This is a genomic window from Pseudovibrio sp. Ad37 (genome assembly GCF_001623075.1).
Taxonomy (GTDB): Bacteria; Pseudomonadota; Alphaproteobacteria; order Rhizobiales; family Stappiaceae; genus Pseudovibrio.
This window is the reverse complement of record NZ_LMCF01000140.1, coordinates 1-5,807: the sequence shown is the minus strand read 5'-3', so window position 1 is coordinate 5,807 and position 5,807 is coordinate 1. Positions and strand designations below refer to the sequence as shown.

General features: G+C 47.9%; 4 protein-coding genes. 1 reads left to right on the top strand and 3 read right to left on the bottom strand.

Annotation, left to right across the window (positions count from 1 at the left end; translation table 11 throughout):
* Positions 1-31 precede the first annotated feature (31 nt).
* On the bottom strand, positions 32-487 hold the full coding sequence (locus PsAD37_RS28880; RefSeq protein ID WP_208991957.1) for a hypothetical protein: 456 nt from the start codon (positions 485-487) through the stop codon (positions 32-34).
* Positions 488-490: 3 nt separating this feature from the next.
* Complete coding sequence (locus PsAD37_RS28875) at positions 491-1,003, bottom strand: hypothetical protein (RefSeq protein WP_208991956.1); 513 nt, start codon at positions 1,001-1,003, stop codon at positions 491-493.
* Between the two features lie 370 nt (positions 1,004-1,373).
* Between PsAD37_RS28875 and PsAD37_RS18300 the strand changes: the two genes are divergently transcribed.
* Positions 1,374-1,859 (top strand): hypothetical protein, encoded by a 486-nt coding sequence (locus tag PsAD37_RS18300; protein ID WP_063297382.1) that lies wholly within the window; start codon positions 1,374-1,376, stop codon positions 1,857-1,859.
* Between the two features lie 154 nt (positions 1,860-2,013).
* On the opposite strand, the gene PsAD37_RS18295 is transcribed toward PsAD37_RS18300, so the two are convergent.
* On the bottom strand, positions 2,014-5,807 hold a 3,794-nt coding region (locus PsAD37_RS18295; protein WP_275078337.1), incomplete at its 5' end, for a calcium-binding protein.

Sequence of the window (5,807 nt, the reverse complement as noted above, 5' to 3'; positions counted from 1 at the left end):
TTGGTTGGCACAAAGCCAGCAGACGAACCTGCTAGATGAGAGCTGTTCGCCTGCTGGATTTGTGCCAACCAAGGTGGGTCAATTTTAAATGATGATGCCGGATCAATTTTGAACGCTCATTGACATTGCTGTTGCTGATGAGTGCCATCATTGCGCCCTTGAGACGTTGCTCCAGAATGAAACTTTTCACACCGCCGTAATTGCGGAACATCTCATATAGCTTTGAACGTGAGATACCTGCTTTTATGGCCACAGTTTCGGGTGAAAGATCTGGGTTCGACAGGTGCTCGCTGATTGTTCGTTTTGCCAGCATAATCTGTGCGGCATGGCTGTTTGCTTCGACCAGAGCCACACCTTCAGACGTGCTGTTCAGGCAAGCAGTAACGAGTGAAATCGTTGCCGGGTTAATATCTGCAGCTTGTGACAAGCTCAGTTGACCCGACAACTCTTTCAACGATTTAATATGACTGTAAAGAAGCTGAACCATGGGCTACGCGGCAGGCAATCTCCGCATATGCTGCCCATCTGGATAAACCAGCTTAGGTTCGAGCAACTCCCTGGGAATAATCAGGGATAGGTTTGAAAATGTATTGGTCCAGGATTTTGACGTCCTGGCTAAATCAAAAATGATGAGGCCATCCTGTGCAACAGAATGTTGTGCACCGTCATGCTCGAAAATCATGTCTCCTGTTTCAAACAGCTGGATCATGAAGTGGTCCATCCCATCTTTTGCGATAGTCAGCTCACTCCTCTCCCAAAACTGCTTTCTGCTTTTTGTCCGGGCCAGAATAATTTGCCCGAACATATGCGCATCTACTTCTGCGGTGAATTCATCAGACCTGACGGCATGGTCTGCTTCCACCTGAAACATGAAGGAGATACTTTCCTTCCAGAGAGAGAAGCGCTCATCTGGCGCAACGCCATCAACGGAAAACACAGCCTGAGGAATAGGCTGAGAAATCTCCGCTCTTGGCGCTCCGTCAATGAGATCTACCTCACTCAAAATATGTCCTCGTAAAATCAACTCAATTTATACGTGCTTTTACTAAAACCTTATAGCAATTATATACATCTCCAAGAGCCCCCCGAACAATGACGTGGCGTCCAGATCATTGTGCATTTTGTTTGGAACCGCCTGAAAACTGAGTTTTTTCCTGAGAATCTTGCATTGATGCATGAAGCGAGCACAACGTGCGGGGAAGACGACGGCATTAGTTTCCGGCCCAATGGCTCTCAATCAGGTGAACGTAATGTGATTAAACTGGGAACGGAGCTGTCTTGTATTCCCCTTTCCAAACTCACACCTAAAGAAGTGCTCACTGCACATATCTCGATTTGTGCGTTTCCCCATCGAGCTTCTTAAGGATCTCCCAATGGCCCTGGATACTTCTGTTCCTCCTGCCTCCTCGTTCGCAACCGTATTGCCCACGCTGTTGCTGGCTGGTGTCATTGGCGAAACCGCCTTTGAGGCTTATGCCTGGTTTGTCTCACCGCTTCTGTTTGGGCCGGTTCTGGAACCTGCGTATCTCGTTACAGCACTGGCGAACAAGTTATTCGGGCTCTCCATTCCATACGGCCTTGCCTTCCTGATCCACTTTTCCGTTGGCGCAATTGTCTTTCCACTTGCTGTGCTTGCAGTGCATCAAGTGACCAGACTTCGGTTTTGGATTTCTGGCGTGGTTGCCGGTGTGCTCCTCTGGTACATCGCACAAGGCATGCTCGCGCCCTTTATTGGCAGAAGCTTCATGATGGACTTTGGCGCTTATACGCAGTCCTCATTCCTCGGACATGTGGGCATGGCCGTTGTGATGGCTTTGGTTTTCATGAAGGTGTCTGAAGGTCGCAAAAACCATCGCTAACACCAAGACTTGGAGAGAGTGCAAGGCACCATAGGCGCTAACTTAAGGAGTAACTATCTGATATTATTGAATTTATGGCTATGAATTAACTAAAAAGAATAGACACCAGCAAAGCGATAAGAAGATCACAGAGCTGGTGACTTAAGGCAGGATATTATGCAAACTGAAAATCATCTACATGAAGATCAGAGACAAGAACGCCTTTCAGTGTTACCGAATTATTGCCATCTACGCGTATTTCAGTATCATTTCCATCATCGCTAGCTGCTGTGATCACCGCGTCAAAATCGGCAAATACATTTGCATCAAAGCGTATTATATCTTCTGACCCGGCCCCGGCAGCAAAGTCTGTGACTTTATCGATGCCAAACGATGTACCGGTAAAGACAAAAGTATCGGTTCCTTCATTGCCCGTAACAGTCTCATCAAAAGCACTGCCAATAATAACGTTGTCGCTAGATGTGCCGATAAGTTCAAAGTGACCATCTTCGAGCAACTCAATACTGCTCAACACGGTCCCGTCAGCAAACTCAAAACGCTCGATATACTCACCCATTTGGGCAACGCGTAACTGGCCTTGTTCTCCATTCTTGTTCCATTGGAACTTAAGAACTAAGCCATTACTATCGCTATATTGTTGCGTTCCAATAGTGAAATCAGACAGGCTGAGATCAGTAAACCTAACGATATCAGTGCCATCATTTGCTCCTTCACTAGCACTAATCATTGTATTGCCACCACCGAAACCATACAGGTAGGTATCATTACCGCTATACCCGTATAAATGCTGCCAATCATCAGCTCCTCGGCCGGCGCTCAAAACATCTGCACCAATGGTTCCATAAATGAAGTCATCTTTATCTGAACCAATAATGTAAGCTCCGCCAGCTTTGTCTGCTCCAAATAACTTTAGTCGTCCATCATCACGAACTTCAATATTTTCGAGCACCGTCCCGTCAGCAAACTCAAAACGCTCAATGTGCTGACCCATATTGGCGATACGCAGCTGCCCGCTGTCGCCCCCATCAGACCAACCAAACTTCAGTGCAGTACCTTGAGCACTTGTCGCGCTGTATTTATGGGTCCCTATCCGCAGATCACTCAGAGAAAGATCTGTAAAGCGAACCGTGTCTGTCCCATCTCCTTCGCCCTCGTGAGCGTTGATCAGAACAGCTCCGTGCCCTTTACCATAAAGATAAGTGTCATTGCCGCCGTATCCGGCAATGTATTGCCAACCACCAGCACCTTGACCTGCGCTTAGGGTATCATTGCCATCGCTGCCATTGACAACATCATCGTAAACAGAGCCCAGGATCACATTATCTACACCAGCAAAGCCGTGCAGTTTCAGTTGTCCGCTTTCAAGAAGCTCGATACTGCTCAAAATGGTCCCGTCAGCAAACACAAAACGTTCGATGTGTTCTAAAATAGTCTCTTGGATCTGTACAACTCCGTTATTCGCGCCTATCGACCAAGCGAATTTTAGAGTTTGCCCATGTGATGAGTGTTCATAAGAAGCGAGCTGGAGATCGGACAAACTCAGATCATCAAAGCGTAAAGTGTCTTCTCCGCCACCGCTTGTTTCAGACCAGATCCATACGTTACCGTTACCTTGATTATAAAGGTAAGTATCATCTCCATTGTATCCATGAAGTTCCTGCCACCATTGGTCATGATACCCGCCAGCATTCAGAGTATCCTTTTGATCACTACCATGAATGAATTCTGACAGGTTGCCTCCTGTGATATGGCTTCCATTGATATCACCGGTGAGCTTAAGGTGTTTATAATCACTCACTTGTAGAAGTATCTCACTGAGCACAGTCCCGTCAGCAAACTCAAAGCGTTCGATGTGCGGTTTATTAGCGCTCCAGTTCTTGATGGTCAGAACATCGGTGATGTCACCCAGGGCTTGATTTGGCTTGGCAGGATCAATGAGATAGAACTTCAGATCACCCGCATCAGCGACAATCTTCAGGTCAGCAAGTGTGATTCCGTCTTCGAAGCGGAGGATGTCGGTGCCGGAGGTCTCGGTCAGTGTATCCTTGCCAAAACCTCGGCTGAACACATAGGTGTCGTTGCCGGAACCACCTTTGAGCTGGTCGTTGCCAGCACCACCAACCAGGGTGTCGTGGCCGGAGCCAGCGTTCAGCGTGTCGTTGCCGCCAAGGCCCATGATCAGGTCGTCGGATGATGTTCCTGTGAAGGTGTCATTGCCTTCACTCAGAAGGGTAAGGCGGCCTTTGATTGAACCATCGGCGAACTCGAAGCGCTCAATGGAGCTCTGCCAGTTTTTGATGCGCAGCACGTTTGCGAGCTCATCCAGAGCAGTTTCCGGATTGTCATGATCCAGCTTATAGACCAGCAGATCAGCACCATCTTTGACGAACTTTAAGTCGGAGAGCGTGATGGTGCCTTCAAAGCGGATGGTGTCGAGATTGCCGGAGCTGTCGATGACCACATCCTTGCCAAAGCTGCCCGCAAAGACATAGGTGTCATTGTCAGCCCCGCCCTCAAGCCGGTCATCTCCGATGCCACCGATCAGCGTGTCATCACCCGTGCCGCCTTTGAGAACATCATCTCCGCCATAGGTCTTGATCAGATCATCACCGGACTTCCCATCGATCACGTCATCGCCATCGGCGGTGTAAAAGACGTTGTCGATTTCATCACCATCAAGGATATAAGGATCATCTAGCCCCATATCTTTGGCTGCGACAAAAGTTGCCAACCAGCCAGCAGCAAATGCACTTTCTGGTTCCGCTGCGATCAGCGCGTTGATGGTCTCACGGTTCTCCAGGTACTTGTGATAGTCATCTGCTATCTGCATCCGGCTCAGAACCATTTGAGATAGTTCGCTATCAGAAAGACGTTCATTAGGCTGCAGGTATGCATCGACAAATTTTTCAGAGTTGTCTATCTCGGGAAACGTTTCAAATGCCTTCAATATGCCGAGGTATACATAGGCTTCCCCAATGTACTCGGGGGTATATCCACTGAGTGTTTCATGAATCAAAAAGCCCATCTGATCAAACTCGGCTTGAAAGTCGCTAGCGTTTGCGAACCTATCGTATAAATCAGACCGAACCCAAGATGTCTTTATTTCAATATCAAACAACTTTGAGAATGTGTGTTTGTATAATTCAACACTCTCTAAAGCCCGCACTGCAGCACGCTGGCCGTCATTAATTTGCGCCAGCGACATATCCTGAACAAAAGCATCCAAGTAGGTGGACTGGAAGTCTTTGAACGTTCGGCCATTTCTACCTGCGTTCTTGAGTGCATCTTCATAGTGGCCAAAGGACCACTGTCCGAGCTCATCAAAATTGTGAGATTCCGCCTTTACCAGATCAACAAAGCCATTCATGCCATCGATGTAAGCTTGCGCCAACGCCTTGGACAGCTCTTTATTTCCGCCATCCTTTGACCAGGTATCAAGGATCACATAATGCCCCGTCTCTTCATCAAAGCCTACATGTGTGAAGGCTTGCGGATACTTCTTAAAGATCTGATCAAAGAACGATCCAACGATAAAGCTGAGAACAGCTGCGATTGGGCCAGTAAATGCACTGAACGTTTGCGTGATTATGGTAAATGCAGTGATGGCAATGGACGTGACGGTTGATGCAATCTGCCCTTCAATGGTCTCCAGATCCGGCAGAACTGCATTGATCACTGCCGTCATCACCATGCTTACAGGATTGATATCACCGATACTTTGGATTGTTTTGATTGAGTCTGCAGATAAGCCGATGTCTTGAAAGAGGTTAAGAAACACATCAGTCTCAAAGAGAAGATCAACCCCTTCCGTCAGCAGGATGTCAAGCCCAGAGCCAACAACTGCCTCGAAGACTTCGCCGCCAACACCATCACCAGCAACATCGGAGAAGATCTCTGCCATGATCAGCTGGTTAACAACAGAGATCGCCGCATTGGCCCCGGCAACGA